Genomic DNA, 25,890 nt, shown 5'->3' with positions numbered 1-25,890 from the left:
CCCCCCCCCCCCCCCCCCCCCCCCCCCCCCCCCCCCCCCCCCCCCCCCCCCCCCCCCCCCCCCCCCCCCCCCCCACCGCGGGTCTTTGGCGCGATCCACATCCTTTGCGGTGTTCGACCGGTCGTCAGTCAGGTATGATTGTGCTTTAGCCGAATCGAGGCAAAGCCGATGCGCCAATATCTCGACCTCCTGAACCATGTGCTGGAGAACGGCGCCGACCGCGGCGACCGTACCGGGACCGGCACGCGTTCGGTGTTCGGCTACCAGATGCGCTTCGACTTGGCGCGCGGCTTTCCGGTCACGACCACCAAGAAGCTGCACCTGAAGTCGATCATCCACGAGCTTCTGTGGTTCCTGGCCGGCGACACCAACATCAAATATCTCAATGACCACGGCGTCACCATCTGGGACGAATGGGCCGACGAGAACGGCGATCTCGGGCCGGTCTATGGCAAGCAGTGGCGCTCGTGGCCGGACGGCCATGGCGGCGGGATCGATCAGATTGCGAATCTTTTGAAGGAGATACGCAAGAATCCTAATTCGCGCCGGCTGATCGTGTCGGCCTGGAACCCGGCCGAAGTCGAGGCGATGGCGCTGCCGCCCTGCCACTGCCTGTTCCAGTTCTATGTCTCTGAAGGCCGGCTCTCGTGCCAGCTCTACCAGCGCTCGGCCGACATCTTCCTCGGCGTGCCGTTCAACATCGCTTCTTATGCCTTGCTGACGTTGATGGTGGCGCAGGTCACCGGGCTAAAGCCCGGCGACTTCGTCCATACGCTTGGCGATGCGCATCTCTATTCGAACCATTTCGAGCAGGCGCGCGAGCAGATGCGGCGCACGCCCAAGGCCTTGCCGACGATGTGGATCAATCCGGAGGTGAGGGATCTTTTCGCCTTCCGCTTCGAGGATTTCCGCCTCGAAAACTATTTCGCCGATGCCAGCATCAAGGCGCCCATCGCCGTTTGATGCCAAGGCGCTTCCGGCGGCGCTTGCATGGTCGAACGCCGTTCTGTCAGTTGATGCCGACCATGACGTCCGAGGCCTTGATCACCGCATAGGCCTGCTTGCCTTTTTCGAGCGCGAGGTCGGCGGCCGCCTCGTTGGTGATCGACGCGGTGACGATCGCGCCGCCGCCGATGTCGATCCTGACATGCGAGGTGGTGGCTCCCTTGACGATCTCGGTGACCTTGCCCTTGAGGATGTTGCGGGCGCTGATCTTCATGCGTCTCTCCTTGAGCCTCGCCGTGCCGTTTCGCATTCATCGTAGGCTGAGACCCGGCCGGCGCACAATGCCACGACAGGCGAAAAGCCTTCCCTTGTTATGTTCATCCGGATATATCGATCCAAGGCTTTGGCCGTACGGATTTGAAACCAGGGAGAGACCTTCGTGACCGGCAAGGGTTTTGGATTGAAGGCGGTCGCCGTTGGCTGTCTGACGGCAATGCTGATGGCCGCGGTGCCGGCGGCCCATGCCGACGGCAAGGTGACCGTATTTGCCGCGGCCAGCCTCAAGGACGCGCTCGACGCGGTCAACAAGGCATGCGAGCCGGAAGTCGGCGAGGCCGCGACCATTTCCTACGCTGCGAGCTCGGCGCTGGCCAAGCAGATCGAAGGCGGCGCGCCGGCCGATATTTTCGTCTCGGCCGACCTCGACTGGATGAAGTATCTCTCCGACAAGAAGCTGACCAAGCCGGATACCGAGGTGAAGCTGCTCGGCAACCAGATCGTGCTGGTGGCGCCGAGGGATTCCACGGTCGAGGCCAAGATCGAGAAAGGCTTCGACCTCGCCAAGCTCATCGGCGACGGCAAGCTTGCCATGGGCGACTTCAAGGCCGTGCCGGCCGGCAAATACGGCAAGGCGGCGCTGGAATCGCTGGGCGTCTGGTCGTCGGTCGAGGGCAAGGTCGCGCAGGCCGAGAACGTGCGTGCGGCACTTAAGCTGGTGTCGACGGGCGAAGCCCCGCTTGGCATCGTTTACGCTACCGACGCGCATGCCGAGAAGGGCGTCAAGGTCGTCGGCACCTTCCCGGAAGATTCGCATCCGCCGATCATCTACCCGATTGCCCAGACCGCGGATTCGAAGGACAAGGATACGACTGCCTTCCTGAAATGCGTCGAGTCGGCCAAAGCCGCCGCCCTCTTCAAGGAGCAGGGTTTTACGGTGCTCGCGCCGAGCAACTGAGAAAGACCGCGCAAACACAATCATGAACTGGCTGCTGGACCTCACTCCCGACGAATGGAATGCGGTCCGGCTGTCGATCAAGGTGGCGACTGTGGCGATGATCGCCAGCCTGCCGCCCGGTATCCTGCTCGCGCTGCTGCTCGCGCGGGGGCGTTTCTGGGGCAAGACCCTGCTTAACGGTCTGGTGCATCTGCCGCTGATCCTCCCGCCGGTGGTGACCGGCTACCTGCTCCTGCTTACCTTCGGCCGGCGCGGGCCGGCCGGCGCCTTCCTGGCCGAGCATTTCGGCATCGTCTTTTCGTTCCGCTGGACGGGTGCTGCGCTCGCCTGCGGCGTCATGGGCTTTCCGCTGATGGTACGGGCGATCCGGCTGTCGATCGAGGCGGTCGATCGCAAGATGGAGGCGGCGGCCGGCACGCTGGGCGCCAATCCGCTCTGGGTGTTCGCCACCATCACGCTGCCGCTGATCCTGCCCGGCCTGATCGCCGGCGCGATCCTTTCCTTCGCCAAGGCGATGGGCGAGTTCGGTGCCACCATCACCTTCGTCTCCAACATCCCCAACGAAACGCAGACGCTGCCCTCGGCGATCTATACGTTCACGCAGGTGCCTGGCGGCGATGAAGGCGCGCTCAGGCTGACGCTGATCTCGATCGCCATCTCGATGGTCGCGCTCATCGCCTCGGAAGTGCTGGCGCGGCGCGTCGGCCGGCGGATGGACATCGAATGACGCTCTCCGTCGATATCCGCCATCGGCTCGGCGACTTCGCCCTGGAGGCAAGCTTCGAGAGCGCCGGCCGGCTGACGGCGCTGTTCGGGCCGTCGGGCTCGGGCAAGTCGACGCTGATAAACCTGATCGCCGGCCTGGTCCGTCCGGACGAGGGCCGCGTCGCCGTCGATGGGCGCGTGCTGGTCGACACCGCCGCGCGTATCTTCGTGCCGATGCACAAGCGGCGGATCGGCATGGTGTTCCAGGATGCGCGGCTGTTCCCGCATATGAGCGTCGCCAGCAATCTGCGCTACGGCCGCTGGTTCACGCCGTCTTCCGAGCGCTACGCCAAAATGGATGCGGTGATCGACCTGCTCGGAATCGGCCACCTGCTCGACCGGCGGCCGGCAAGACTGTCGGGCGGCGAAAAGCAGCGCGTCGCCATCGGCCGCGCGCTGCTTGCCAGCCCGAAACTGCTTCTGATGGACGAGCCGCTCGCCTCGCTCGACGAGGCGCGCAAGGCCGAGATCCTGCCCTATGTCGAACGGCTGCGCGACGAGACGAAAATCCCGATCGTCTATGTCAGCCATACCGTCGCCGAGGTGGCGCGGCTGGCGAGCGACGTGGTGGTGCTTGCGCAGGGCAAGGTCGCGGCCGCAGGCCCGACCGAGGCGATCATGCGGCGGCTGGACCTTTTGCCGGCGGAAGAGCGCGGCGAGGGCGGAGCGGTGCTCGACACCAAGGTTCTGCGCCACGACGAGACGTTCGGCATGACGGTGCTTGCCTCGCAGGCCGGCGAGATCCGCGTGCCGAAACTGGCGAGGGCGGCCGGCGCTCCGGTGCGCATCCGCATCCGCGCCCGCGACGTGATGATCGGCGTCGAGAGACCCGCTGGTCTCAGCGCGCTCAATATCTTGCCGGGGACAATCGTCAGCATGAAACCGGGCGAGGGGCCCGAGGTCGAAGTCGGCGTCGATTGCCAGGGCGCGGTCGTGGTCGCGCGCATCACCGAACAATCGCGGCAGACGCTTGGCCTCAAGCTGGGAAGCCAGGTCTTTGTGGTCATCAAGACCGTGAGTTTCGATCGCGCAAACACTGGCGCCGGGCTGCCGGCCGAAGCCGACGTTTGAGCAGTCCGATCATGTCGCTATGTATATTTGGAATAGCGCTTCCCTCTCATAGGGACTATTGTCGTGCCGTGAAATCCGAGGAGATGAAATGCCGTCGCTCAGCCTGCGGATAAATCTCGACCCCGACGGCCGGATCGGCCCGGGCAAGATCGAGCTTCTGGAGCAGATCGCCGCCTTTGGGTCGATCTCGGCCGCGGCACGCGGCATGGACATGTCCTACAAGCATGCTTGGGATCTTGTCGAAGACATGAACCGCGTGTTTGGCAAGCCGCTTGTCGCGGCGCAGACCGGCGGCCGCAAAGGCGGCGGCGCACAACTGACATCGGTGGGTTTGGCGGTCGTCAGCAGGTTCCGTGCCATAGAGCGAGCCGCTTCATCGGCGGCCGCCGTGCATATGCAGGCCTTGCAGTCGGAGATCGATGCGGGATGAGGCAGTAGGGCAGTAGGGCAGTAGGGCAGTAGGGCAGTAGGGCAGTAGGGCAGTAGGGTGTGACGTCCCGGAGTGCCTGCGCACGCGATGTGCGTCCCCCTATTGCCTTACTGCCTACTGCCTCACTCCCCTAATTTCCTCAGCAGATACGTGTCCATGATCCAGCCCTTCCTTGCCCGGGCTTCTTCGCGGACTTTCTCGATCTCGGCGCCGACATCGCCCAGCCGGCCGGCGATGATGATTTCGTCCGGCGTTCCGAGATAGGCGCCCCACTGGATGAAGACATCCTTGTCGGCCAGCGTGTTGAAGGCGCATTTGCCGTCGAGCATGACCACCGCCGAGCCGGCATTGGCCGGCAGGCCTTCCTCCGTCAGCCGCCGGCCGGTGGTGACCAGGATCGAATCGCCGATGCGGTTGAGCGCGGTCGCATGGCTCGCGGCGAGCGCCTGGATCGCGGTTATGCCGGGGATGACCTCGAGCTCGAAACCGACATTGCCTCTGAGGCGAACGCGTTCGAGGATGCGCAGCGCGCTGTCATAGAGTGACGGGTCGCCCCAGATCAGGAAGGCGCCGCAGCCATCTTCAGCAAGCTCGTCGCGGATAAGCGTCTCATAAATCTCGGCGATCGCCTCATGCCAGTCGTCGACGGTCACGCGATAGGACGATGTCGGCTCGGCCCGGACCGGTACGTCGAACTCGACCCGGCGCGATTTCGGATTGGTCACGAAGCGGTCGCAGATCTGCCGGCGCAAATCGGCGAGTTCGTTCTTCCTGGCCCCCTTGTCGGGGATGAGCAGCACGTCGGCGCGGTTCAGGCCGTTGATGGCCTGGACCGTCATGTGATCTGGATTGCCGGCGCCTATGCCGATGACGAGAAGCTTGCGCATGGCGATCTCCTGCCCGATCGGCGGCGCGCTGTCCAGAAGTCCCGGTGCGGGTCATGAAGGGCTTTGAAACGCCGACTTGAAACGGGTAGATGGAAGGGCGTATCCGGCTGGTCCCGGTATCGCCGTCGAGGAGGGGTCCATGTTACGCACCGTACTGACCGCAGCACTGGCAGTCATGGCCGCGCCGGCCTTCGCCAATGATTCCGTCGCCGAGCTCGGCACCGGCGGTCTGATCCTGTCGCGCAGCGACGCCGTCGCCATGCAAAGCGAGGACCTTTTCATCTCGCCGGAGAAGGTGACGGTCGACTATGTCTTCCGCAACAACACCGACAAGGATGTCAGCTCTATCGTAGCGTTCCCGATGCCCGACATCGAGGGTGATCCGAACGAGATGCCGGCGATACCGGAAGCGCAGAGCGACAATTTCCTAGGCTTCGAGGTGACGATCGATGGCGTCGATGCGAAGCCGCAACTGGAGCAAAAGGCCCTGGCGCTCGGCATCGACATAACCGCGGACCTCAAGGCACAGAACGTGCCGCTCTATCCGTTCGGCGATGCCGCCAAGGCGGCGCTGGCGAAGCTGCCCAAGGATGTCACCAAGGATTGGGAAGACCGCGGCATCATCATCGAGGATACCGCCGATGACGGCTCGGGCATGCAAACCACCTATGTGCCGTTCTGGCAATTGCGCTCGACCTATTGGTGGCGCTCGACCTTCCCGGCCAACAAGGAGGTCCACGTTTCGCACCGCTACAAGCCCAGCGTCGGCGGCACGTCCTCGGTCAGCTTCTTTTCCGATGGCCAGTTCCAGAGCCCGCAATACGATACCTACAAGACCCGCTATTGCATGGATCAGGTATTCGAGAACGCGGTGCGCAAGGCGGCCAAGGCGAATCCGGACGGCTATCCGAAATATTACGAGAGCCGCATCGCCTATATCCTGACCACTGGCGGCAACTGGGCGTCCGGAACCATCGGCAACTTCAAGCTGACCATCGACAAGGGCAGCCCCAAGAACCTCGTCTCCTTCTGCGGCGACAATGTCAAAAAGGTCGGGCCAACGACGTTCGAGATGACAGCCAGGGATTTCTATCCCGAGCGCGACATCGACATCCTGCTGCTCGTGCCGTCGGACAATGGCGGGAACGGCGGCTGATGGACATCGCGATCTATGTCGCCATCGCCGAAAACGGCGTGATCGGACGCGAAGGCGGCCTGCCGTGGCGGCTTTCCACGGATCTCAAGCGCTTCAAGACCGACACGATGGGCAAGCCGATTATCATGGGCCGCAAGACCTATGAAGGCATCGGCCGGCCGCTGCCCGGCCGGCTCAACATCGTGGTGACGCGCGACAAGGCTTGGCAGGCCGAGGGCATCGAGGTGGCCCACTCGCTGGATGATGCGATCGCGCTGGCCAAGGTGCGCGGCCGTTGCATGGCGGGCGCCGAGGAGATCTGCGTGGTGGGTGGCGGCGAGATCTATGCCCAGGCCCTGCCGGTTGCGGACCGGCTGCATGTGACGCATGTGCTCGCCAAGGTCGATGGTGACGCGCATTTCCCGCCGATCGATCCAAATGTCTGGAAGATAGTCCTCGCTGAGGATTTTCCGGCAGGCGAGAAAGACAGCCACGCGACGCGCTATACCGTCTATGAGCGTCGTCGCGACCGTCATTGACGACGACAAACGGTCGCTACCGGCCCAAATCGGACGGTGGCGGTGGCACATCGCGTTGAAAGCGTGCCAAGGCGTCCCTATAGAAGAACGACGTTGCAGCGCCGCGCGTCCAACCGGACGCGCAAAAGGATGCTGTAAAACTTTGATTTGGCGTATAATTCCTTTCCGAAAGCGAATTTCGGTTTTCGGGGTCATGCGCTAGAATTGCGCCGCAAGGCCTGTGGGAACCGAAGCGAAAGGACATTCATGCCCTGGAACGACAAAAGCGGCGGCGGCGGCCCATGGGGCGGCGGCGGCAATCAGGGGCCCTGGGGGCAGGGACCGAAAGGGCCAAGCGGCCCGCCGGGTTCGCCTCCCGATCTTGAAGATATCATCCGCCGCGGCCAGGACAGGCTGCGGCGCGCGCTTCCGGGCGGCGGTGGCGCCAGTCCGGCCGTGCTCGGACTGATCGCGCTGGCACTCGTCGTGCTGTGGGCCTTCAAGGCGATCTACACCGTGCAGCCCGACGAGGTTGCAGTCGAGCTGCGCTTCGGCCAGCCGAAGGCCGAGCTTTCGCAGCCCGGCCTGCATTTCCACTGGTGGCCGATCGAGACGGTCGAGACCGCCAAGATCTCCGAGCAGCTCGTCAGCGTCGGCGGCGGCACGACCAGCGGCTCCGGGCTGATGCTCTCCGGCGACCAGAATATCGTCAACGTGCAGTTCTCGGTCGCCTACCAGGTCTCCGATCCCAGGGCCTATCTGTTCGACGTCTCCGACCCTGACGGCATGCTGACCCAGGTGGCCGAAAGCGCCATGCGCGAAGTCGTCGGCCGGCGTCCGGCGCAGGACATCTTCCGCGACGACCGCCAGGGTATTGCAACCGGCGTGCGCGAGATCATCCAGGGCACGCTCGACGGCTACAAAACCGGTCTCCAGGTCAATGCGGTCTCGATCGAGGACGCCGCCCCGCCGCGTGAGGTCGCGGATGCGTTCGACGAGGTGCAGCGCGCCGAGCAGGACGAGGACAAGTTCGTCGAGCAGGCCAACCAGTATTCCAACCAGAAGCTAGGCCAGGCGCGCGGCCAGGCGGCTCAGGTCCGCGAGGACGCTGCAGCCTACAAAAACCGCGTCGTGCAGGAAGCGCAGGGCGAGGCGCAGCGCTTCATCTCCGTCTACAACGAATACGCCAAGGCGCCCGACGTCACGCGCAAGCGTCTCTATCTCGAAACCATGGAGAGGATCCTGAAGGACGCCAACAAGGTCGTCGTCGAGCAAGGCAACGGTCAAGGCGTGCTGCCTTACCTGCCGCTGCCGGCATTGCAACCGAAAGCGCCGCCGGCGCCGGTGCTGGGAGGTAACCAGTGATGGCCAACCGTCTTCCCATCATCGCCGTCATCGCGGCCGTGTTATTGTTCCTCCTTTACTCCTCGATCTTCGTGGTCAGTGCCGGCCAGCAGGCGATCGTGCTGAGGTTCGGCGAGATCATCGACGTCAAGGCCGAGCCCGGGGTGTACTTCAAGGCGCCGTTCGCCTTCTTCGATGCCGACAGCGTGCAGATGGTCGAGAAGCGCGTGATGCGCTTCGACCTCGACAACATCCGCGTCCAGGTCTCGGGCGGCAAGTTCTACGAGGTCGATGCCTTCATCGCCTACCGCATCTCGGATCCGCGCACCTTCCGCGCCGCGGTGTCCGGTCAGGTGGAACTGGCCGAGGCTCGCCTGAGGACGCGTCTCGATGCGGCGCTGCGCCGGGTCTACGGCCTGCGTGACTTCGAGGCCGCGCTCTCCGAGGAACGCGGCGTCATGATGCGCGAGGTGCGCGATCAGCTTCGCCCTGATGCGACGTCGCTCGGCCTCGACATCGAGGATGTGCGTATCCGCCGGACCGACCTGACGGCGGAGGTCTCGCAGCAGACCTTCGACCGAATGAAGGCCGAGCGCCTGGCCGAGGCGGAGCGTCTCAGGGCGCGCGGCAACGAGGCGGCGCAACGCATCAAGGCGCGGGCCGACCGCGAGGTCGTCGAGATCGTCGCCGAGGCGCAGAAGGAATCGGAGATCCTTCGCGGTGAGGGCGAGGCGCAGCGCAGCGCGACCTTCGCGGACGCCTATAAGCGCGATCCGGCGTTCTTCGATTTCTATCGCTCGATGAATGCCTACGGCACGGCGCTGGACAATACCGGAACAACGATGGTGCTCTCGCCTGAGTCCGAATTCTTCCGCTACTTCCGCGATCCGGGCAGCAAGCCTCAGCCCGGCCAGCCGGCGGCGTCGCAACCTGGAACGGGGCAACCGGCGGCGCCGGCCGCGCAACCCAGCACCGCCCAGTAGCGGCGGTGCAGGATTTTGTCGCGGCGATCGGCCTTGTCCTGGTGATCGAGGGCCTGGTCTATGGCGGGTTTCCGGGCCTGGCCCGGAAACTGGCGACGGAAGTGCTGTCTATACCCGAGAATGCGCTGCGGATCGGGGGGTTGGCCGCAATCGCCGTCGGCGTCGCCATCGTCTGGCTGGTTCGCGGCTGATGGAAATTCCTTAGAGCCGGATGATTTCAGGTCGAATCGACCTGAAATCTGAATCCGTCTCTAAATCCAAGAGATGAGGGCATGATGTCGTCCGAAAACCGCTTCGCACTTTTCGGCATCATCCCTAGTACCGCGACGATTGACGATTTATCCTTCGCCGATAGCTATAGCCGCAAACGTGCCGTATTTCTTGCCAACATGGACCGGACAGGCGTCCCTGCGGAAGCGCGCCTTTCCTTTCTTGAAAACACCCGGAGGCCACGATGATATCCGACACCCTATTGCGCGCGGCGCGGCGCACCTTCTTCGCCGGCGCCACCGCATTCGCGGTCGGCATTGTTGCCGTCCCGTCCTTTGTCACGCCGACGATCGCCTCCGACGGGCCGCCCTCGGTCGCCGATCTTGCCCAGCGGCTGCTTGGCGCAGTGGTCAACATTTCGACCTCGCAGACGGTGAAAGGCACGGAGGGGCCTGGCGCGGTGCCGATGCCGCAACTGCCCGAGGGCTCGCCGTTCCAGGACTTCTTCGACGATTTCTTCAAGAACCGTGGCGGCGATAAGGGGGGTGCCGGGCAGAAAGTGCAGTCGCTCGGCTCCGGCTTCGTCGTCGACGCCGAGCAAGGCATCGTGGTGACCAACAACCACGTCATTGCCGATGCCGACGATATCGAGGTGAATTTCTCCGATGGCATCACGCTGAAGGCGACGCTGGTCGGCACCGACACCAAAACCGATGTCGCGGTGCTCAAGGTCGACCCGAAGGGCCACAAGCTGACGGCGGTGAAGTTCGGCGATTCCACCAAGATGCGCGTCGGCGACTGGGTGATGGCGATCGGCAATCCGTTCGGCCTCGGCGGCACGGTGACGGTCGGCATCGTTTCGGCGCGCAACCGCGACATCAATTCGGGCCCCTATGACGACTTCATCCAGACCGACGCCGCCATCAACCGCGGCAATTCCGGCGGCCCGTTGTTCAACGCAGAGGGAGAGGTCATCGGCATCAACACGGCGATCATCTCGCCGTCGGGCGGCTCGATCGGCATCGGTTTCTCCATCCCCTCGCAGCTTGCCGCCGGCGTGGTCGATCAACTCCGCCAGTTTGGCGAGACGCGGCGCGGCTGGCTCGGCGTACGTATCCAGCCGGTGACGGACGACATCGCCGAAAGCCTGGGCATGGCGACCGCCAAGGGCGCGCTGGTAGCCGGCGTCATCAAGGGCGGCCCGGTCGACAACGGTTCCGTGCAGGCCGGCGACGTCATCATCAAGTTCGACGGCAAGGATATTCATGAAATGCGCGACCTGCCGCGCGTTGTCGCCGAAAGCCCGGTCGGCAAGGCGGTCGACGTCGTCATCGTGCGCAAGGGCGTCGAGCAGACCGTCAAGGTGACGCTCGGCCGGCTCGAGGACGGCGAGAAGCTGGCCAGCGGCGAGAACGGCAACACCGATCAGGACAAGGGCGACAACAAGGCAACGCCGCCGGTATCGACGGCTTCGGTGCTCGGCATGACGATCGGCGAGCTCAACGACCAGACGCGGCAGAAGTTCAGCATCGCGGCGGATGTGTCCGGCGTGGTCATCACCGATGTCGCCAAGGATTCGGCCGCGTCCGAGCGCGGCATCCAGCCCGGCGAGGTGATCACCGAGATCGCTCAGGAATCGGTCGGCACGCCGAAGGACGTGATGGACCGGATCGGCGCGCTGAAGGAACAGGGCCGCAAGAACGCGCTGCTGATGCTGGCCTCGAAGACCGGCGAACTGCGCTTCGTGACGATCCGGATGGATTGATTCCGGAAAGCTCGGCAACCGATTGATGTTCAATAAAAAAGGGCGGCTAGCCAGCCGCCCTTTTTCGTGCCTGCCAGTCTTCGCGCGACAGCCTGTAGAGGACATGGCGCTTGAGATGCGGATGGCTGTCAGGGACGCTCGGATGATCGAAATCGGCATCGGGATCGGCGCGCATGCCGAGGCGCTTCATGACGGCGATTGAACGATGGTTGTCGTGAACTGCGAACGACACGATTTCGCCGACGTCAAGCGTTTCGAAGCCATAGTCGAGCCAGGCTTCGGCCGCCTCCGTGACATAGCCCTTACCCCAGAATTCGGGCGCCAGCCGCCAGCCGATCTCGATCGTGCCCGGCGCCAGCACGTCTATGTCTTCCGTTTCGAGCAATCCGACGAAGCCGATGCATTCGCCGGTCGCGGCAATCTCGGCCGCGGAGAAACCGTAGCCATCCTCATCGATCCAGGCGCGGAACTCGTCCATCTTGGCGTCCGCAGCGGCGCGGTCGCGTCGGAACGGGAAGAATTCCATCACGCGCTCGTCGGAGTTGATGCGGTGGAAAAGCTCGCGGTCGCGGTCTTCCCAGTTGCGCAGGATGAGGCGCTCGGTGCGGATCGGCTTCATTCGACGAACTCTTCCTTGCGGTAGCCTTGGAGATAGAGCAGCGCGGTCAGGTCGCCATGGTCGATGCGGATCCGCGCCTGTTCCGCCACCACCGGCTTGGCGTGCAGGGCGATCCCGGTGCCGGCAAGCCGGATCATATCGAGGTCGTTGGCGCCGTCGCCGACCGCGACGGCATCCTCGGTCGTCAGGTTAAGCTTGGCCGCAATGTCGAGCAGCGCTTCGGCCTTTGCGGCGCGGCCGAGGATCGGCTCGGCCACCATGCCGGTGAACTTGCCGTCTTGCTCGATCAGGCGGTTGGCCCGGTTTTCCTGGAAACCCAGCATGGCGGCGACGCGGCTGGTGAAGACGTCGAAGCCGCCCGAGACCAGTGCCGTCCAGGCGCCGTTGGCGCGCATCGTCCACACCAAAGCGCGGCCGCCGGCGGCGAGCGTCAGCCGGTTGGCGGTGATGCGGTCGACCACCGCGATGTCGAGGCCTTTCAGTAAGGCGACGCGCTCGCGCAAGGCAGGCTCGAAAGCGATCTCGCCATTCATCGAGCGCGCGGTGATCGCCGCCACATGGTCCTTGACGCCGATTTCGTCGGCAAGCTCGTCGATGCATTCCTGGTCGATCATCGTCGAATCCATGTCGGCGAGCAGGATCTTCTTCCGCCTGCCGTCGGCGGGCTGGACGATGACGTCGATAGGCTCGGAGGCCAATGCGGCGCGCAGATTGGCGGTCATTTCGCCGATATCCGGCGTCCGCGGCAAAACGAGATCGCAGGCAACGTCTTCAGCCAGCCAATGAACGGCGCTTGCGCCGGCGGCCCGCAAGGCCATATTCGCAAGCGAGGCCGGCACGGCGCGGGCTTCTGGACGGGACACTAAAGTGGCAATCAGCGGCATCGAACATTCCGGCAGGCAGGCGGGCGAAGGCCGCGTCAAGAATGCGATCCTGATAGCCGGGCCGACAGCCAGCGGCAAGTCGGCGCTGGCGCTCGATCTCGCCGAACGCGGTGACGGCGTCATCGTCAACACCGATTCTATGCAAGGCTATTCGGTCCTCGATGTCCTGACGGCGCGGCCGAGCGCCGCCGAAATGGCGCGTGTGCCGCATTTCCTTTACGGCCATGTGCATCCCTCCACGGCCTATTCGACCGGCGCCTGGCTGCGTGATGTGACGAAGCTGATAGAAGACGGCGTCCTGTCGGGTCGTCCGGTCGTTTTCGTCGGCGGCACCGGACTCTATTTCCGCGCGTTGGCCGAAGGCATCTCGGACATGCCGGACATTCCACCGTCCGTTCGCGAGCGCTGGCGCTACGAACTCAAGGAACAGGGCGCCGAAAGGCTGCATCGCCTGCTGATGCACGAGGATTCGAGCGTGGCCATGCAGCTGAGGCCGACCGACGGCCAGCGTATCGTGCGGGCACTCGAAGTGCTCGACGCTTCGGGGCGCTCGATCCTTGAATGGCAGGCGACGCGCGGCCGTCCGCTGATCGATCGCGACAGCGCGCGCTTTCTGGTCATCGAACCGGACCGGGAGCAACTGGTCCGGCGCATAGAGGCGCGTTTCGACCAGATGCTCGACAAGGGCGCTGCTGACGAAGTGCGGCAGCTTACGGCGCTCGGCCTCGACCCTGACCTGCCGGCAATGAAAGCGATCGGGGTGCGCGAGCTGCAGGCTGCGATGGCCGGACAGTCGGGTTTTCCCGAAGCGATCGAACGCGCCAAGATCGCGACCCGGCAGTACGCCAAGCGTCAGTCGACATGGTTCAGGCACCAACTGGGCGCGGAGTGGCGCAGGCTTCGGCTAGGCGATGAGCTGCCTGTTCAGGAGTGACTAAAACCTTTTCAATCAGAGCCTTAAAATCCTTAGCTCTAATTCCCGCCAAGGTTGTTCCGGTTAACGGTCCGTAAGGTCCGCCATGCCATAACCGAACGGTTGCAGTGCCGCGGGGAGTTGATGCGTTTCCATAAGGCGGAATCCGCATTTTTCGTCTTTATTTTCGTGATCCTGGCCGCGGGCCTGGTGACCTTCCATGCCTATGGCCAGTTGCAGGCCATCGCCACCGACCTCGACGCGACATCGCGCGTCGACAAAATCATCTATCTCAACAAGTTGCTGTTCGTTACCGGGGCGCTGCTGGCGACCGCGTTGTTCTTCGGCACCTTCTTCATCTACCCGCTGATCCGCGGCCAGGTGCGGGAAGAGGGCAAGCTAAGGGCCATGACGGTTTCGCTCAGCGCCCGTTCGCAAACGTTCGAGCAGGCGGCACTCACCGACGGTCTGACCGGCATGCAGAACCGTCGCTATTTCGACGATGCGCTGCGCGAATATCTCCAGGAGTTTCGCCGCATCGACAGGCCGGTCGGCCTGATGATCCTCGATCTCGATCATTTCAAAGAGGTCAACGACACGCATGGCCATGACGTCGGCGACGAGGTGCTGAGGGCCGTCGCCACCTGCCTGAGGGGCATGACGCGCTATCACGACGTGGTGGCGCGGCTGGGCGGTGAGGAGTTTGCCGTGGTCACGCCCAACATGGATGTCGAGCTGCTTGCCCGGTTCGCCGAGCGCATCCGCAAGGCGATCGCCGGCATGTCGATCCTGTCGGGCAATGTGCGGCTGAAGGTCACCACCAGCGTCGGCCTTGCCGTCTGGGATCACAAGGAGAGCGCGGAGGATTTCTACCGACGCGCCGACCGCCAGCTCTATGAGGCGAAGAAGCAAGGCCGCAACCGCGTCTGCGCCTAAAATTCCGACATGAATTCATGAGACCGGTCGACTAACGCGCCTTTCTCGACTTCCGGTGCTCACGGACTGAATGTCCGCTCCGCTCCGGCTTCTCGAAAGCCACGTTATTCGATCCGGCCTGATGAATTCCTGTTCGGAATTTGGCTGTGCTTGCGAGGTTGGCCGTTCAATCGTTCAGCTGGCGCATGCCGAAGGTTGAGGGCTTCAGGCCGTAGCGTGTGTCGAAGTCGTCGTCCGGCTGCGCGCGCGCCGCTCCGGCCGGCTTCTTATAGTCGGGGTCGCCGGCCTGGCGGGAGGAGTCCACCACCTCGGCGAAGGCCATAGCCTGCTGCGGTTTCGGCACGTTGCGAAGCCGCTCGACAATCATGGCCAGATCGACATCGTTGCCATCCACGGAGGGCTCGACCTGCTCGCCTTTCGCGGTGCCGGGGATGAATTCCTGCGCCAGCTTCTCGAACTTCAGACGCATGGTCGTCGCCACACCTTCGCCGAAGGCGATGGCTTCGCGCTGCCCCATCGAGGACAGGAAGGCCAATGTCGAGGCCGAGGAGTCGGCGATCGCCGAGCGGATGATTGCCTGGTCCTGCTCGTTGGCAAGCCGCATGGCGAAGAAGGTCGAGCACTGCGACAGGATGGTCGGGTCGAGCTCGCCCGGGCGCTGGGTAACGACGCCCAGATAGCAGCCATACTTGCGGCCTTCCTTGGCAATACGCGACAGCGCGTGCCTGGTCGGCGCGAAGCCGAGGCGCGGATCCGCCGGCATGTAGCGGTGCGCTTCTTCGCAAAGCAGGAGCAGCTTCAGCCGGCCCTCGCTCCACAGGGCCAGATCGAAGGCCAGGCGCGCCAGCACCGAGCAGACCGAGTTGACGACCTCCGAAGGCATGCCCGCCATCTCGAAGCAGGTTACCGGACGGCCATGGTTGGGGACGCGGAAGATGTTGCCGATCGTTTCGTGGATCGTGTCCTCGATCAGGCGTGAATTGAACATGAAGCGATAGCGCGGATCTGAAGCCGCCGATTCGATACGCGTCTTCAGCGACTTCAGCGTCGGGCGGTCGTTCTTGCTTTCAAGCATACCCATACGCTCGTCGATCTGCTTGATGAGATCGGCAATGCGATAGGGCACTGGCGTGTCCGCCGTCAGCGCATCGCTGCCGCGCCTGACATAGGTGCCGGAACTCGGGTTGCGGTAGAGGTTTTTGGCGGCCGGGATCAGGTCGCGCAAGACATCCACTTCCTCGGGGACCGTCTCGCGGCCGCGAAACAGCACTTCAGCGAACTCTTCCAGCCTGAACATCCAGAACGGAAGGTCCAGCGTCTTGGAATCGACCTTGACGCAATATTCCGGCAGCGAGGCGGCGAACTCGTTATGCGGGTCGAGGATAAGCACGCGCAGGTCCGGCCGTGCCTCGATCGACTTGCGCAACAGCAGCGAGACCGCCGTGGATTTGCCGACGCCGGTGGTGCCGACGATGGCGAAATGGCGCGCCAGCGTGTCTTCGATGGCGATGTTGGCGTCGATCGATTCATCCTGCGACAGCGTGCCGATGGTGACCGAATGACGCCCGGCCAGATCGTACACCGCCTGCAAGTCGCGAGTGCGGATGCGATGGGCGATGGCGCCGATATGCGGATAGGCGGTGATGCCGCGGTCGAAAACCGGCTTGGCGCCCGGCTCGGCGCCGTCGCGTACTTCGCCGATCAGCTCGATGCTGACCTCGATCGGGTTCTGGCCTTCGTTGCTCCAGGCGCGATCCGATTTGCCGATCTCGTAGACAAGGCCGACCGTGCGCGTGTCGCCGAGACTGATGGAGATCATCTTGCCGACCGTCCACTGGCCAGTGACCGTGCCGTCCGCATCCTCGGCATAGGCGCTGATGGTGGCGCGTGCGCCGTCGCATTGCACTACATTGCCGAGAATGCGCTTGTCGGTCTGCAGGGCATTGCGGCGCTCCTGCGAGGTCGGTTCGCCAACAGAGGCTTCGCGTTCGACAAACATGGCTGTTCTTGTCCCATTCCCCTCGAGCGCCGACCCTATCCAATCGGGGTTAAAGTCAGGTGAGGTCGAATGGTGTAGGCGGCGTTAAGTCGGCCGCGGCAATTCGATCGAATAGCCTCTTCTCAGCTTGCGAAATTCCGATATATTGGACGAATGAACGATATATCGAATGACATTACCGCCACGATCGGCAGGCGGATACACTCCGAAAGGACGGAGAGGGGCTGGTCGCTGGCCGAGCTTGCGGAGCGCTCGGACGTCTCGAAGGCAATGCTGAGCGCCATCGAACGCGGCACGGCCAGTCCGACAGCGGCACTCCTCGTGCGCATCGCGGCGGCCTTCGGCATGACGCTGTCGACGCTGATCGCGCGGGCCGAGATGCAAGGCGGCGGCGTTTCGCGCAAGGACGAGCAGCCGGTCTGGCAGGATCCGGCAACCGGTTACATCAGGCGGCATCTGTCGCCGGCATCGCAGATGCCGCTCGAGCTGATCAGGGTCAGCCTGCCGGCAGGCGCCAAGGTCAGTCTTCCGGCGGCATCCTATGTGTTCATCAAGCAGCAGATATGGCTGATCGACGGAAGGCTGGATTTCACCGAGGGCGATGTGCTGCACAAGCTTGAGCCCGGCGACTGCCTGGCGCTGGGAGCGCCTTCGGACTGCGTCTTTCATGCTCCCGGACCGGATGCGGCGGAATACCTCGTGGCGCTGGTCAGGGGTTGATTGCGATGTCTCGCCGACCAAAACGCTCGCACAATGGCGGGCCGCCGCTCGACGACTATGACGGCCCTCCCTGGGGCAAGGGCGATGCCTATATTTTCCTCGCCTGGCGAGCTGCCCACGACAAGGCCTGGAAGGCGCCAAGCCACGCCGTCATGCTGATGCGGCTGGAAAGGGCCGGGCGGCTCGGGCTGACCTATGAGGAATATACGCTCGAGATCCTGGAGCGCGGCCGCCATCTCAGCGAGGACGACGCGGAGCGTATCGCCGAAATCAGGCGGGCGCGGCGGCGCAGACCGACCAGCCATTTCGAATGATCTCCCCGATGCCTCATCACCTGGAGAGCACCAGCATGAACTCCCTTGAAATCCGGGCGCTGAGCGACGACGCGGCAACCATCGAACTGCTGGCCGAACTTTTGGTCGAAACGGTCGGCGCCGGCGGATCGGTGAGCTTCATGCATCCATTGTCGACGGAAGCAGCGCGGGACTTCTGGCGCAAGTCGCTTGACGCGGCTGCGCGCGGCGAAAGGGCGGTGCTGGGCGCATGGGATGGCGAGGTGCTTGCCGGCACTGTCACGCTGCTCCTCGACTTTCCGCCCAATCAACCGCACCGCGCCGAGATCGCCAAGCTGATGACCGGCCGGGATCATCGCGGCAAAGGCGTCGCGACCCGTCTGATGCGCGCAGCGGAGGAACTCGCCGTCGGGAAAGGCCGCACGCTGCTGGTGCTGGATACGGCAAGCGAAGAGGGTGCGGCCGGGCTTTATGAGAAACTTGGTTTCACCTTGACCGGCGAGATCCCGGACTACGCGCTGAAGCCGCATGGCGGGCTAACCGGCACCCTCATCTACTGGAAGCGGATAGGAACAGCGCCTCCCACGCTATCCTGACCCCGCCGTCATCCTGAAATCTCGGCGACTCGCGACAGAAGCCAGCGGCGAAAATCCTGTTCGGCGCCGGATAGCCGGGACGATGACGGTCTTGTCAGGAAATGGCCCGATGGGCTCGAAAGCTCGAAATCCGAAAGCCTGACGAGAACATTGTCCCTGAGCGCGGTGTCGACCAGCGGCCTTGAGCCCAGCAGCGCTCCGGCACCGGCCTTCGCCGCTTCCATGGCGGCGACGAAACTGTCGAACCGATGTGAGCGCCTGGAATGACCTGCAAGCCCCGCGGCGGCAAACCATTCCGCCCACATCTCGCGCGCGCCTGCCACCAGGAGCAGCGGCAACGACGTCCAATCACGATTACGGGCGAGCATCGGAGCCGCGACCGGGACAAGCCGCTCGACGGTCAGCCTGTCGGCATCGCGGCCGGGAAAGGATCCGTTGCCGAAGCGTATATCGAGCGCCGAGCCCGGCTGATCGTAGTCGGTCGGCCGATGGATGGTCACCAGATCGAGCTGGACCTGCGGCAGCGCCTTTGCCAGGTCAGGCAGGGCGGGGACCAGCACCAGAAGGGCAAACGAGATCGGAACCCGGACCGAAACGGTCTGCACCGCGCGCGGCTCGAACAACTCGTTCGTGCTGTTGCCGATGGTCGCGAACGCCGACTGGATGTGCGGGAGGTAGGCCGCGCCTTCCGGCGACAAGGCCACGCCGCGCGCCAGGCGCGTGAACAATCGCGTCCTAAGCCGCTCTTCCAGGAAACGGATGTGCTGGCTGACGGCGGCTTGCGTCAGGCCGAGTTCGGCGGCTGCGGCGGTAAAATTCGACAGGCGCGCGGCAGCTTCGAAACTGCGCAGCCAGTCCAGGGGAGGCATCGGATCGAAAGCTTTTCCAGCCATTACAATTTCAGCGTCATTACCCATAAAACGATAATTTGAATTATGCCTTCGGTGAAGTCAGCATGCAATCCATGCTCGCAGCGGCGGGTAGAAGATCGGAGCTTCCGGGACATGCTGACGAGGGTAACGCTGGACGACGAGGGACGAACGATCGCGCTTGGCTGGCAGGATGGAGCGCGCAGCCGCTTCCACGCCATGTGGCTGCGCGACAATGCGCTGGACGACAAGACGCGCAGCGCCGGCAACGGCCAGCGGCTGATCACCATCCTCGACATTCCGGCGGAGACGCGGATCGGCGCGGCCTCGATCGAGGGCGGGGTTCTCAAAGTCACGTTCGTTCCCGAAGGCAAAACCGTCGGCTTTCCCGCCGGCTGGCTTCGCAGCCACATTTACGATCGCCAGGAGGCTCGCGAGCCCGGCTGGACGGGAAGCGAAATACAGCGCTGGACGAAAGCCACAATGCAGAGTTCGGTGCCGCGCGCGGCCTATGCCGAGGCCAGCCGTAACAGCAACGTGCTGCGGCAGTGGTTGGCCGCGGTGCGCAGCTACGGCTTTGCCGTCATGGACGGCCTGCCTGCCGAATCCGGCGCGCTGTGCAAGGTGGCCGACCTCTTCGGCTATATCAGGGAGACCAATTATGGGCGCTGGTTCGAGGTGCGCGCCGAGGTCAATCCCAACAATCTCGCCTACACCAATCTCGGCCTGCAGGCGCATACCGATAATCCCTACCGCGACCCGGTGCCGACGCTGCAGATCCTCGCCTGCGTCGAGAACACGGTCGAAGGCGGCGAATCCAGCGTCGTCGACGGGTTTGCCGTGGCGGCAGCACTTCAGGCGGAAAACCCCGACGGTTTCCGGCTACTCTCTTCCTATCCGGCGCGCTTCGAATATGCCGGCTCGTCGGGCGTGCGGCTGCAGTCCAAGCGGCCGATGATCGAGCTCGGACCCGATGGCGAGCTCATCTGCATCCGCTTCAACAACCGCTCGCTGTCGCCGGTCGTCGATGTGCCGTTCGTCGAGATGGAAAAGTACTACGCAGCCTACCGCCGGTTCGCCGAGCTGATCGAGGATCCCGCCTTCGAGGTGATCTTCAAGCTCGAAGCGGGGCAGTCCTTCATCGTCGACAACACGCGCGTCATGCATGCGCGCAGGGCGTTTTCAGGCAGTGGCAAGCGCTGGCTGCAAGGCTGCTACGCCGACAAGGATGGGCTGCTGTCGACGTTGGCGGCGATCGAACACGATTTCAAGGAGGCGGCCGAATGAACCCGAGCGAATTGAACACAGGCAACATCGTCGAATTCATCGCCGATATCTTCGAGCGCCGCGGCGCCGAATCCTACCTCGGCGAGCCGGTCACCATGTCGCAGCATATGCTTCAGGGCGCGTGGCTGGCCGAGCAGGACGGCGCGCCGGAGGAGCTTGTGGCAGCAGCGCTGCTGCACGATATCGGCCACTACACCAGCGAATTCGGCACCTATTCGCCCGACGACGTCGAGGACAAACACCATGACGAGGCCGGCGGCGAGGTGCTTGCGCCTTTCTTCCCACCGGTCATCGTCGAATGCGTCAGGCTGCATGTCTCGGCCAAGCGCTATCTCTGCGCCACCGACCCGACCTATTTCAGCAAGTTGTCGCCGGCCTCGGTCCACACGCTGTCGCTGCAGGGCGGACCGATGAGCGCTGAAGAGGTGGCGGAGTTCCGCCGCAATCCGTTTCACGAGGAAGCGGTGCGCGTGCGCATCTGGGACGAGGGCGGCAAGGTCGCCGACATGAAGACGCGCGCTTTTCGCGATTACGTGCCCTTGATGGAGCGCGTGGTGAAAAAATTCGCCGCTGCAAAGGCTGCTTAACCGGCGGCAAAGTCCGGCAGGGGAAAGCCAATGTGTTTCTGCTTCGACGGCCAACGCGCACTGGTGGCATATCAGCCAGACGGATGCAGCGCGTTCCGGCCTGTGGGAGCGCGCCAGCACCTCGCGGCGGCCGTAGGCGATACCTCATCCGGCAACGGCGCTAGGCCTGCGCCGTTGCCGGATTGCGATTCGGAAACCGGTCTATCCCTTATGGTGCACCTCCTGCAGCCCATAGACCGGAGTGGGCAAGCCGACCTGCCTGGCTTTGAGCTGCAGTGACAGATATTGCGAGTAGTGGCGCGACTGGTGGAGGTTGCCGCCGTGGAACCAGAGCGCTTCCTGCTGCGTCGGCTTCCACATGTTGCGCTGTTCGCCTTCCCAGGGACCCGGATCCTTGGTGGTAGCGGAGCCGAGACCCCAGACCTTGCCGACCTTGTCCGCCACTTCCTGTGAGATGAGGTCCGCCGCCCATCCGTTCATCGAGCCGTAGCCGGTGGCATAGATCACCAGATCGGCCGGCAATTCGGTGCCGTCGATGAATTTCACGCCGGTTTCGGTCAGTTCCTGCACTGCCGCGCCAGGGCCGCTCTTCAGCTTGATCGAGCCGTCGATGACGAGGTCGCAGGCGCCCACATCGATGTAATATCCGGAGCCGCGACGCAGATACTTCATGAACAGACCTGAGCCGTCATCGCCCCAGTCGAGCATGAAGCCGGCCTTTTCCAGGTCCTCGTAGAATTTCGCGTCGCGTTCCTTCATCTGCTCGTAGAGCGGAATCTGGAACTCGTGCAGGATGCGGTAGGGGAGCGAAGCGAAGATCATGTCGGCCTTGCGCGTCGTCATGCCGTTCTCGACCGCCTGCTCCGAATAGAGGGCGCCGAGACCGATATCCATCAGCGTGTCCGACTTGACGATGTGGGTGGATGAGCGCTGCACCATGGTCACGTCGGCACCGCCTTCCCAAAGGGCCGCGCAGATGTCGTGAGCCGAGTTGTTGGAACCGATGACCACCACCTTCTTGCCACGGTATTTGTCCGGGCCGGGATGGTTCGAAGAGTGCTGCTGCTCGCCCTTGAAGATGTCCTGGCCTCTGTATTTCGGCCAGTTCGCCTTGCCCGACATGCCGGTCGCCAGCACCAGCTGCTTGGGCTTCAGCACGATCTCCTTGCCGTCGCGCTCGACGACGACTGTCCATTCCTTGGCCTTCTCGTCATATTTGGCGGATTTCGCTGATGTGGAGGACCAGTAGTTCAGCTCCATCACCTTGGTGTACATCTCCAGCCAGTCGCCGATCTTGTCCTTCGGCGCGAAAACCGGCCAGTTCTTCGGAAAGTCGATATAGGGCAGGTGATCGTACCAGACCGGGTCGTGCAGGCAGAGCGACTTGTAGCGCCGGCGCCAGGAATCGCCCGGACGCTCGTTCTTCTCGACGATGATGGCAGGCACGCCGAGTTGTTTCAGCCGGGCACCAAGCGCGATGCCGCCCTGGCCGCCGCCGATGATGACGACATAGGGCTGCCGGGAATGGCCGAGCTCGGCCATTTCGTCGTCACGCTCCTCGCGCCATGTCTTGCGGCCCTTGCCGTGGCCGTGCTTGGCGCCGAGCGGGCGGGTGAAGCCCGCCTTCTCCTCATGGCCTTTCAGTTCCGCCATCGTTGTCAGCAGGGTCCAGATCAGGTCGCCCTTGAACCGCACAAGGCCAAAGCCGCGCGCCACACCTGTCTCGAAGGTGATCCAGGCGGTGATGATGCCGCCGTCCTCGCTCGCTTCCTCGCCTTTGGCCACCGCCCAGCCGGTCGGATTGGTGTCGGCCAGCGTCGCCTGCAGCAGGTCTCGGATCTGGTCGCAGCCTTCCATCGTCTTCAGGTTCCAGGTGAAGGTGACGAGGTCGCGCCAGTAGCAATCGGCCTGGAAGCAGTTGACGGCGCTGTCGATGTCGCCGGCTTCCAGCGCCTTGCCGAACCTGTCGAGCAGCGCTTGCGCCTTGGTGGTGGGTGTTCTCTCGAGCATCAGTTTCCTCCGGGTTTTGGATCGCTTCTTGGGTGAGCGCGCCGCCGGATTGGGCTTCCGGCATCCGCAAAGTATTTCGGCAAAACCTGCGAGGCGTCACGCCCTCCAATAGTTTGGCGCGTTTTCAATGGCTTGGGCCGGCAAGGGGCGCAAAGGCGTCATTTTTGCCGTTGACAGGCAGCCGCACCCGCCTCTAGTGTCCGCGACCATGAAAACGGCACTCATTCTCGTAGGAAAGCGCGTGGGCAAGGCGGTGTAACCGCCGGGCGAAAACCTCCCATGCGCATCACACAGGCTCCCTCGGGGGCCTTTTTTATTGCCTGAAATCCAACTAAACGACCAGCAATCGCCAGACGGCGGACAAGTACGGGACCAGACCGATGAGCAACGGACAGAACGAGCGGCGCGAAATGACGGGTGCCGAAATGGTGGTGCAGGCGCTGAAGGACAATGGCGTCAAGCATGTCTTCGGCTATCCGGGCGGCGCGGTTCTCCCAATTTACGATGAGATTTTCCAACAAGACGATGTCGAGCACATTCTGGTCCGGCACGAGCAGGGCGCGGGCCACGCCGCGGAAGGCTATGCGCGCTCGACCGGCAAGGCCGGCGTCATGCTGGTGACCTCCGGTCCCGGCGCCACCAACGCGGTGACGCCGTTGCAGGACGCGCTGATGGATTCCATCCCGCTGGTCTGCCTCACCGGCCAGGTGCCGACCTCGCTGATCGGCTCCGACGCCTTCCAGGAATGCGACACGGTCGGCATCACGCGGCCCTGCACCAAGCACAACTGGCTGGTGAAGGACGTCAACGAGCTCGCCGCCACTATCCATGAGGCGTTCCATGTCGCGACCACCGGCCGTCCCGGCCCGGTCGTGGTCGACATCCCAAAGGACGTGCAGTTCGCCAAGGGCGTCTACGTGCCGCCGCAGACGGCGCCGCGCACCAGCTACCAGCCCAAGGTCCAGGGCGACCTGGAGAAGGTCAAGGCTGCCGTCGAGCTGATGGCCGGCGCGAAGAAGCCGATCATCTACAGCGGCGGCGGCGTCATCAATTCCGGCCCGGAAGCCAGCCATCTGCTGCGCGAGCTGGTCGACCTCACCGGCTTCCCGATCACCTCGACGCTGATGGGTCTCGGCGCCTATCCGGCGTCGGGCAAGAACTGGCTCGGCATGCTCGGCATGCACGGCACCTACGAAGCCAACATGGCGATGCACGATTGCGACGTGATGATCTGCATCGGCGCGCGTTTCGATGACCGTATCACCGGCCGGCTGAATGCCTTTTCGCCGAACTCGAAGAAGATCCACATCGACATCGACCCGTCTTCGATCAACAAGAACGTCCACACCGATGTGCCGATCATCGGCGATGTCGGCCGCGTGCTGGAGGATCTGGTGCGGCTGTGGCGGGCGACCGCCAAGACCGACAAGAAGGCGCTCTATCCGTGGTGGGAGCAGATCGCGAAGTGGCGCGCGCGGGATTCGCTTGCCTACAGGATGAACAGCGACGTCATCATGCCGCAATACGCGATCCAGCGGCTCTACGAACTGACCAAGGACATGGACACCTACATCACCACCGAGGTCGGCCAGCACCAGATGTGGGCGGCGCAACACTACCACTTCGACAAGCCGAACCGCTGGATGACCTCCGGTGGACTTGGCACGATGGGCTACGGCCTGCCGGCCGCGCTCGGCGTGCAGATCGCGCATCCCGATGCGCTGGTCGTCGACATCGCCGGCGACGCTTCGGTGCAGATGACGATGCAGGAGATGAGCACGGCGGTGCAGTACGAGGCGCCGATCAAGATCTTCATCCTCAACAACCAGTATATGGGCATGGTGCGCCAATGGCAGCAGCTGCTGCATGGCAACCGGCTGTCGCACTCCTACACCGAGGCGATGCCGGACTTCGTCAAGCTGGCGGAAGCCTATGGCGGTCACGGCATCCGCTGCGACAAGCCGGACGAGCTCGACGACGCGATCAAGGAGATGATCTCGGTCAAGAAGCCGGTGCTGTTCGATTGCCGCGTGGCGACTTTGGCCAACTGCTTCCCGATGATCCCGTCCGGCAAGGCGCACAACGAGATGCTCCTGCCCGACGAGGCGACCGACGAAGCGGTGGCGAACGCCATCGACGCCAAGGGCAGGGAACTGGTTTAGGCAGCCGTCATGGCAGGGCTGTCGCGAGAAGCCGTGCGCAAACAGAGAATTAGCTCAAAAGTCTGAAATCGAGATTCACCTCATGAACGCACAGCACCTTCAACCGACCGGTTCCGCCTACTTCATCGCCAAGGAAACCGAGAAGCCGGAAACGCACACGCTTTCCGTGCTGGTCGATAACGAGCCGGGCGTGCTTGCCCGCGTTATCGGCCTGTTCTCGGGCCGTGGCTATAACATCGAAAGCCTTACCGTTTCCGAGACCGAGCATGAGAAGCATCTGTCGCGCATCACCATCGTGACGCGCGGCACGCCGCATGTGATGGAGCAGATAAAGCACCAGCTCGAACGCATCGTGCCGGTGCACCGGGTCGTCGACCTGACCGTCCGCTCGCATGAGCTTGGGCAGGAGCGGCCGCTGGAACGCGAGCTCGCGCTGGTCAAGGTCGCCGGCACGGGCGATGCCCGCGTCGAGGCGCTCCGCCTTGCGGATGCTTTCCGCGCCTCGGTCATCGACGCCAACACCGAGCATTTCATCTTCGAGATCACCGGCAAGGGCTCGAAGCTCGACCAGTTCATCGCCATCATGAAGCCGCTTGGCCTGGTCGAGATCTGCCGCACCGGCGTGGCCGCGATGAATCGCGGTCCGCAGGGAATGTGATCAGGACGATCGGCACCAGCCGTTTTCAACTTTTGGCCCGGCGGTTGCTTGCTTCTGGCTTTTGCGCGTT

The 25,890-nt window shown here is 63.6% G+C and carries 27 protein-coding genes; 20 read left to right on the top strand and 7 right to left on the bottom strand.

Translation table 11 applies throughout. The features are described from left to right. Positions 1-168: 168 nt before the first annotated feature. Positions 169-963, top strand: a complete 795-nt coding sequence (locus AC0L2L_RS08600) for a thymidylate synthase (RefSeq protein ID WP_473577516.1) — start codon at positions 169-171, stop codon at positions 961-963. A 46-nt stretch (positions 964-1,009) separates the two neighbouring features. Here AC0L2L_RS08600 and AC0L2L_RS08595 read toward each other — a convergent pair whose 3' ends face one another. Beyond that, on the bottom strand, positions 1,010-1,219 hold the full coding sequence (locus AC0L2L_RS08595) for a TOBE domain-containing protein (RefSeq protein ID WP_473577515.1): 210 nt from the start codon (positions 1,217-1,219) through the stop codon (positions 1,010-1,012). Positions 1,220-1,384: 165 nt separating this feature from the next. Between AC0L2L_RS08595 and modA the strand changes: the two genes are divergently transcribed. The 4 genes from modA (at position 1,385) to AC0L2L_RS08575 (ending at position 4,445) form a co-directional block, all read left to right on the top strand. Next, positions 1,385-2,179 (top strand): molybdate ABC transporter substrate-binding protein, encoded by a 795-nt coding sequence (gene modA / locus AC0L2L_RS08590; protein WP_473577513.1) that lies wholly within the window; start codon positions 1,385-1,387, stop codon positions 2,177-2,179. 22 nt (positions 2,180-2,201) lie between these two features. After that, positions 2,202-2,906: a molybdate ABC transporter permease subunit gene (gene modB, locus AC0L2L_RS08585; RefSeq protein WP_027168773.1), complete on the top strand. Its 705-nt coding sequence runs from the start codon at positions 2,202-2,204 to the stop codon at positions 2,904-2,906. Next, positions 2,903-4,015: a molybdenum ABC transporter ATP-binding protein gene (gene modC / locus AC0L2L_RS08580; protein ID WP_473577512.1), complete on the top strand. Its 1,113-nt coding sequence runs from the start codon at positions 2,903-2,905 to the stop codon at positions 4,013-4,015. Before modB ends, modC begins: the two co-directional genes overlap by 4 nt. Positions 4,016-4,103: 88 nt before the next feature. Beyond that, positions 4,104-4,445, top strand: a complete 342-nt coding sequence (locus AC0L2L_RS08575) for a winged helix-turn-helix domain-containing protein (protein ID WP_473577510.1) — start codon at positions 4,104-4,106, stop codon at positions 4,443-4,445. 122 nt (positions 4,446-4,567) lie between these two features. Here AC0L2L_RS08575 and cobF read toward each other — a convergent pair whose 3' ends face one another. Then, complete coding sequence (gene cobF / locus AC0L2L_RS08570) at positions 4,568-5,332, bottom strand: precorrin-6A synthase (deacetylating) (protein WP_473577508.1); 765 nt, start codon at positions 5,330-5,332, stop codon at positions 4,568-4,570. A 139-nt stretch (positions 5,333-5,471) separates the two neighbouring features. Between cobF and AC0L2L_RS08565 the strand changes: the two genes are divergently transcribed. The 6 genes from AC0L2L_RS08565 (at position 5,472) to AC0L2L_RS08540 (ending at position 11,287) form a co-directional block, all read left to right on the top strand. Continuing rightward, a complete protein-coding gene (locus AC0L2L_RS08565; protein ID WP_473577506.1) occupies positions 5,472-6,488 on the top strand; it encodes a DUF4424 domain-containing protein in 1,017 nt (338 codons plus the stop codon). Beyond that, complete coding sequence (locus AC0L2L_RS08560; protein WP_473577504.1) at positions 6,488-7,006, top strand: dihydrofolate reductase; 519 nt, start codon at positions 6,488-6,490, stop codon at positions 7,004-7,006. Before AC0L2L_RS08565 ends, AC0L2L_RS08560 begins: the two co-directional genes overlap by 1 nt. 246 nt (positions 7,007-7,252) lie before the next feature. Beyond that, on the top strand, positions 7,253-8,350 hold the full coding sequence (hflK, locus tag AC0L2L_RS08555; RefSeq protein WP_473577503.1) for an FtsH protease activity modulator HflK: 1,098 nt from the start codon (positions 7,253-7,255) through the stop codon (positions 8,348-8,350). Further along, the gene (hflC, locus tag AC0L2L_RS08550) at positions 8,350-9,312 is read left to right on the top strand and encodes a protease modulator HflC (RefSeq protein WP_473577501.1); all 963 of its coding nucleotides are present in this window, start codon (positions 8,350-8,352) and stop codon (positions 9,310-9,312) included. The genes hflK and hflC overlap by 1 nt, the downstream gene beginning before the upstream one ends. A 5-nt stretch (positions 9,313-9,317) precedes the next feature. Further along, positions 9,318-9,503 carry a DUF2065 domain-containing protein gene (locus AC0L2L_RS08545; protein ID WP_027168781.1) on the top strand — a complete coding sequence of 62 codons (186 nt, stop codon included), beginning with the start codon at positions 9,318-9,320 and terminating at the stop codon, positions 9,501-9,503. Between the two features lie 263 nt (positions 9,504-9,766). Next, complete coding sequence (locus tag AC0L2L_RS08540; protein ID WP_473577499.1) at positions 9,767-11,287, top strand: DegQ family serine endoprotease; 1,521 nt, start codon at positions 9,767-9,769, stop codon at positions 11,285-11,287. A 46-nt stretch (positions 11,288-11,333) separates the two neighbouring features. Here AC0L2L_RS08540 and AC0L2L_RS08535 read toward each other — a convergent pair whose 3' ends face one another. Next, the gene (locus tag AC0L2L_RS08535; RefSeq protein WP_473577497.1) at positions 11,334-11,906 is read right to left on the bottom strand and encodes a GNAT family N-acetyltransferase; all 573 of its coding nucleotides are present in this window, start codon (positions 11,904-11,906) and stop codon (positions 11,334-11,336) included. Beyond that, positions 11,903-12,790: a phosphoserine phosphatase SerB gene (gene serB, locus AC0L2L_RS08530; RefSeq protein WP_473577496.1), complete on the bottom strand. Its 888-nt coding sequence runs from the start codon at positions 12,788-12,790 to the stop codon at positions 11,903-11,905. The genes AC0L2L_RS08535 and serB overlap by 4 nt, the downstream gene beginning before the upstream one ends. Between serB and miaA the strand changes: the two genes are divergently transcribed. Together miaA and AC0L2L_RS08520 are read left to right on the top strand one after the other, a co-directional pair. Then, positions 12,780-13,724 (top strand): tRNA (adenosine(37)-N6)-dimethylallyltransferase MiaA, encoded by a 945-nt coding sequence (miaA, locus tag AC0L2L_RS08525; protein ID WP_473577536.1) that lies wholly within the window; start codon positions 12,780-12,782, stop codon positions 13,722-13,724. The genes serB and miaA overlap by 11 nt on opposite strands. Positions 13,725-13,847: 123 nt before the next feature. Beyond that, positions 13,848-14,639: a GGDEF domain-containing protein gene (locus tag AC0L2L_RS08520; RefSeq protein WP_027169059.1), complete on the top strand. Its 792-nt coding sequence runs from the start codon at positions 13,848-13,850 to the stop codon at positions 14,637-14,639. A gap of 166 nt (positions 14,640-14,805) precedes the next feature. Here AC0L2L_RS08520 and AC0L2L_RS08515 read toward each other — a convergent pair whose 3' ends face one another. Then, positions 14,806-16,638, bottom strand: a complete 1,833-nt coding sequence (locus tag AC0L2L_RS08515; protein ID WP_473577494.1) for an ATP-binding protein — start codon at positions 16,636-16,638, stop codon at positions 14,806-14,808. Positions 16,639-16,791: 153 nt separating this feature from the next. Between AC0L2L_RS08515 and AC0L2L_RS08510 the strand changes: the two genes are divergently transcribed. From AC0L2L_RS08510 to AC0L2L_RS08500, 3 genes are read left to right on the top strand one after another with little or no spacing between them, the layout of a single operon-like run. Then, positions 16,792-17,358, top strand: a complete 567-nt coding sequence (locus AC0L2L_RS08510; protein WP_473577492.1) for a helix-turn-helix domain-containing protein — start codon at positions 16,792-16,794, stop codon at positions 17,356-17,358. A 5-nt stretch (positions 17,359-17,363) separates the two neighbouring features. Beyond that, positions 17,364-17,672 (top strand): hypothetical protein, encoded by a 309-nt coding sequence (locus AC0L2L_RS08505; RefSeq protein WP_027169056.1) that lies wholly within the window; start codon positions 17,364-17,366, stop codon positions 17,670-17,672. A gap of 35 nt (positions 17,673-17,707) precedes the next feature. Then, positions 17,708-18,247 (top strand): GNAT family N-acetyltransferase, encoded by a 540-nt coding sequence (locus tag AC0L2L_RS08500; protein ID WP_473577490.1) that lies wholly within the window; start codon positions 17,708-17,710, stop codon positions 18,245-18,247. Positions 18,248-18,255: 8 nt separating this feature from the next. Here AC0L2L_RS08500 and AC0L2L_RS08495 read toward each other — a convergent pair whose 3' ends face one another. Next, positions 18,256-19,140: a LysR family transcriptional regulator gene (locus AC0L2L_RS08495; protein ID WP_473577489.1), complete on the bottom strand. Its 885-nt coding sequence runs from the start codon at positions 19,138-19,140 to the stop codon at positions 18,256-18,258. A 111-nt stretch (positions 19,141-19,251) separates the two neighbouring features. Here AC0L2L_RS08495 and tmpA point away from each other — a divergent pair, with 111 nt between their 5' ends. After that, positions 19,252-20,403, top strand: a complete 1,152-nt coding sequence (gene tmpA / locus AC0L2L_RS08490) for a 2-trimethylaminoethylphosphonate dioxygenase (RefSeq protein ID WP_473577487.1) — start codon at positions 19,252-19,254, stop codon at positions 20,401-20,403. Next, positions 20,400-20,990, top strand: coding sequence for a (R)-1-hydroxy-2-trimethylaminoethylphosphonate oxygenase (gene tmpB / locus AC0L2L_RS08485; protein WP_473577485.1), 591 nt, complete (start codon positions 20,400-20,402; stop codon positions 20,988-20,990). The genes tmpA and tmpB overlap by 4 nt, the downstream gene beginning before the upstream one ends. A 201-nt stretch (positions 20,991-21,191) precedes the next feature. Here tmpB and AC0L2L_RS08480 read toward each other — a convergent pair whose 3' ends face one another. Then, complete coding sequence (locus tag AC0L2L_RS08480; protein WP_473577484.1) at positions 21,192-23,000, bottom strand: NAD(P)-binding domain-containing protein; 1,809 nt, start codon at positions 22,998-23,000, stop codon at positions 21,192-21,194. Between the two features lie 380 nt (positions 23,001-23,380). Between AC0L2L_RS08480 and AC0L2L_RS08475 the strand changes: the two genes are divergently transcribed. Both AC0L2L_RS08475 and ilvN read left to right on the top strand, forming a co-directional pair. Then, complete coding sequence (locus AC0L2L_RS08475; RefSeq protein WP_473577483.1) at positions 23,381-25,162, top strand: acetolactate synthase 3 large subunit; 1,782 nt, start codon at positions 23,381-23,383, stop codon at positions 25,160-25,162. An 82-nt stretch (positions 25,163-25,244) separates the two neighbouring features. After that, positions 25,245-25,820 carry an acetolactate synthase small subunit gene (gene ilvN / locus AC0L2L_RS08470; protein ID WP_027169049.1) on the top strand — a complete coding sequence of 192 codons (576 nt, stop codon included), beginning with the start codon at positions 25,245-25,247 and terminating at the stop codon, positions 25,818-25,820. Positions 25,821-25,890 lie beyond the last annotated feature (70 nt).

Source organism: Mesorhizobium sp. WSM4832 (assembly GCF_055811115.1).
This window is presented reverse-complemented; position numbering and strand designations above follow the sequence as displayed.

Bases quoted from the DNA above. Each gene is read 5' to 3' on its own strand.
- AC0L2L_RS08500 (WP_473577490.1), top strand. From the start codon at position 17,708: ATGAACTCCCTTGAAATCCGGGCGCTGAGCGACGACGCGGCAACCATC.
- AC0L2L_RS08515 (WP_473577494.1), bottom strand. From the start codon at position 16,638: ATGTTTGTCGAACGCGAAGCCTCTGTTGGCGAACCGACCTCGCAGGAG.
- AC0L2L_RS08510 (WP_473577492.1), top strand. From the start codon at position 16,792: ATGAACGATATATCGAATGACATTACCGCCACGATCGGCAGGCGGATA.
- tmpA (WP_473577487.1), top strand. From the start codon at position 19,252: ATGCTGACGAGGGTAACGCTGGACGACGAGGGACGAACGATCGCGCTT.
- AC0L2L_RS08535 (WP_473577497.1), bottom strand. From the start codon at position 11,906: ATGAAGCCGATCCGCACCGAGCGCCTCATCCTGCGCAACTGGGAAGAC.
- serB (WP_473577496.1), bottom strand. From the start codon at position 12,790: ATGCCGCTGATTGCCACTTTAGTGTCCCGTCCAGAAGCCCGCGCCGTG.
- modB (WP_027168773.1), top strand. From the start codon at position 2,202: ATGAACTGGCTGCTGGACCTCACTCCCGACGAATGGAATGCGGTCCGG.
- AC0L2L_RS08540 (WP_473577499.1), top strand. From the start codon at position 9,767: ATGATATCCGACACCCTATTGCGCGCGGCGCGGCGCACCTTCTTCGCC.
- hflC (WP_473577501.1), top strand. From the start codon at position 8,350: ATGGCCAACCGTCTTCCCATCATCGCCGTCATCGCGGCCGTGTTATTG.
- cobF (WP_473577508.1), bottom strand. From the start codon at position 5,332: ATGCGCAAGCTTCTCGTCATCGGCATAGGCGCCGGCAATCCAGATCAC.
- ilvN (WP_027169049.1), top strand. From the start codon at position 25,245: ATGAACGCACAGCACCTTCAACCGACCGGTTCCGCCTACTTCATCGCC.
- AC0L2L_RS08480 (WP_473577484.1), bottom strand. From the start codon at position 23,000: ATGCTCGAGAGAACACCCACCACCAAGGCGCAAGCGCTGCTCGACAGG.
- AC0L2L_RS08565 (WP_473577506.1), top strand. From the start codon at position 5,472: ATGTTACGCACCGTACTGACCGCAGCACTGGCAGTCATGGCCGCGCCG.
- hflK (WP_473577503.1), top strand. From the start codon at position 7,253: ATGCCCTGGAACGACAAAAGCGGCGGCGGCGGCCCATGGGGCGGCGGC.
- AC0L2L_RS08475 (WP_473577483.1), top strand. From the start codon at position 23,381: ATGAGCAACGGACAGAACGAGCGGCGCGAAATGACGGGTGCCGAAATG.
- modC (WP_473577512.1), top strand. From the start codon at position 2,903: ATGACGCTCTCCGTCGATATCCGCCATCGGCTCGGCGACTTCGCCCTG.
- tmpB (WP_473577485.1), top strand. From the start codon at position 20,400: ATGAACCCGAGCGAATTGAACACAGGCAACATCGTCGAATTCATCGCC.
- AC0L2L_RS08600 (WP_473577516.1), top strand. From the start codon at position 169: ATGCGCCAATATCTCGACCTCCTGAACCATGTGCTGGAGAACGGCGCC.
- AC0L2L_RS08575 (WP_473577510.1), top strand. From the start codon at position 4,104: ATGCCGTCGCTCAGCCTGCGGATAAATCTCGACCCCGACGGCCGGATC.
- AC0L2L_RS08505 (WP_027169056.1), top strand. From the start codon at position 17,364: ATGTCTCGCCGACCAAAACGCTCGCACAATGGCGGGCCGCCGCTCGAC.
- AC0L2L_RS08595 (WP_473577515.1), bottom strand. From the start codon at position 1,219: ATGAAGATCAGCGCCCGCAACATCCTCAAGGGCAAGGTCACCGAGATC.
- AC0L2L_RS08495 (WP_473577489.1), bottom strand. From the start codon at position 19,140: ATGGCTGGAAAAGCTTTCGATCCGATGCCTCCCCTGGACTGGCTGCGC.
- AC0L2L_RS08560 (WP_473577504.1), top strand. From the start codon at position 6,488: ATGGACATCGCGATCTATGTCGCCATCGCCGAAAACGGCGTGATCGGA.
- AC0L2L_RS08520 (WP_027169059.1), top strand. From the start codon at position 13,848: ATGCGTTTCCATAAGGCGGAATCCGCATTTTTCGTCTTTATTTTCGTG.